Source organism: Atribacterota bacterium, assembly GCA_028703475.1.
In the GTDB taxonomy this organism is placed as follows: domain Bacteria; phylum Atribacterota; class Phoenicimicrobiia; order Phoenicimicrobiales; family Stramentimicrobiaceae; genus JAQVMU01.
In genome coordinates this window covers 1-1527 of sequence record JAQVMU010000022.1, presented here as the reverse complement: position 1 = coordinate 1527, position 1527 = coordinate 1, and the positions used below count along the sequence as shown (strand labels likewise).

Sequence of the window (1527 nt, the reverse complement as noted above, 5' to 3'; positions counted from 1 at the left end):
GTTTTTAAAATCTATATATAGCTACAACATCTTCACTATCAGGCATTTTATCTTCATCCAATACATAAACCTGTCCACCATTTGAAACAGTATTAATCGCAGCAAAATTATATAAATCATAGTTATTCTGCTGTTCATTTTCATCTTCAGCAATTAGTACCTTATTTTCTTCTGATTCAAATAACCCATATTGTGCAATATTCTTTTTTACTAACAAAGTATCTACTCTACTGAAACTTGCAGCAGACACAATATCTTCTAAGTCTGTAGAAGTCTTTCCTGTCCCTTTCAAATCATGATATGTCTTATTTATGTCATCCAGCTGTTTATGAAAATATTCAGATGCAATATCCCACGCGCTATTTTTAATTGAATCAGATGAAACGTCGTCAGGATTTCCTTCAACATTTTTTTCCAACAAATATGGATAAGTGTTGATTTCTTTATAAAGTGGGAACAATGCTTTTACACTCATAATTATTAATGGTAATTTTTGTTTTTTATCTTTCAAGTTCAGGTATTTATTCAAACCCTGGTCAATCATCCTAAAATATTGCAACAATTCTTCCCGCTTTTCATCATCAACTACTCCCTGACCATGAAAAATAGGGGCAGTGCCTCCACTGGAATGATATTGGAGTGACTTTTCAGATTCATCATATTTTAAGATTTCCTGTATACTGTCTGGAACACCTTCTATATCAATCTCTTTTACACTACCTTTAGTACATCGTAAAACCCTGTTATGATTTCTACTCAAGGCAAGCACATAATAATAGTTATTAAACATAACTTCGGGCATGAGGGGAATCAAGTTAAAAAATTGGCTCACTTCAGCCATTTCAGGCACCTCACTGGGCAAACGATAATAACTAAATTGTTTGTTATTTACAAACATAGCCAGCCCCTGTCTTTGATTCTGCCAGAAAACCCTGTCACCAATCAAATCAGTCGCTGGCTTTAATAATTTTTCTATTTCACGATTATCTAAATTATAATTTTCAGATAACTTTTTCTTTACATTGTTCAGGAGAGTCTTTAATTGGATAGGCATTTTTTTTACTTCGCTACTTGCAGCCGCCCTGGTGGGCATATAAACTGATACGTTAATTTCATCCTTCTCATCGATTAGCTTTGCAATTACTTTTTTAGTAACTTCTTTCACAATATATCCCTCCATTTTTTTAAATTATTTTTTTCTCAAGGTACTCTCTTTATCTATCTATATTTTATATGCTATTAAGATTTTATGCAATTGTATTTTATATACAGGAAGAAAGTCCAAGATATCTTTTATATAATACAAATAATGGTAAAAAGATCTTCCCCCTCACCCTATCCCTCTCCCTCCAAGGGGAGAGGGAAATTGTTAAGAAAAATTTTTTTGGTTTATTGTTTTTAGATTTGAGAAGGGCGGTCCATCTAAAAATCGAACTCATCTATTGATGGTTCCCGTTTTTTAGTTGACCTTTCCTACTGCAAACTCTTCTGAGTATCATGATAGCATAATTTAATAATTTAATAGAT

Annotated in this window: 1 protein-coding gene; it reads right to left on the bottom strand. The window is 32.5% G+C overall.

Annotated elements, in window-relative coordinates:
• Window positions 1-4: 4 nt before the first annotated feature.
• Entirely contained in the window at window positions 5-1165 is a 1161-nt protein-coding gene (locus PHQ99_03955; protein ID MDD4288726.1) for a hypothetical protein, read from the bottom strand.
• Window positions 1166-1527 lie beyond the last annotated feature (362 nt).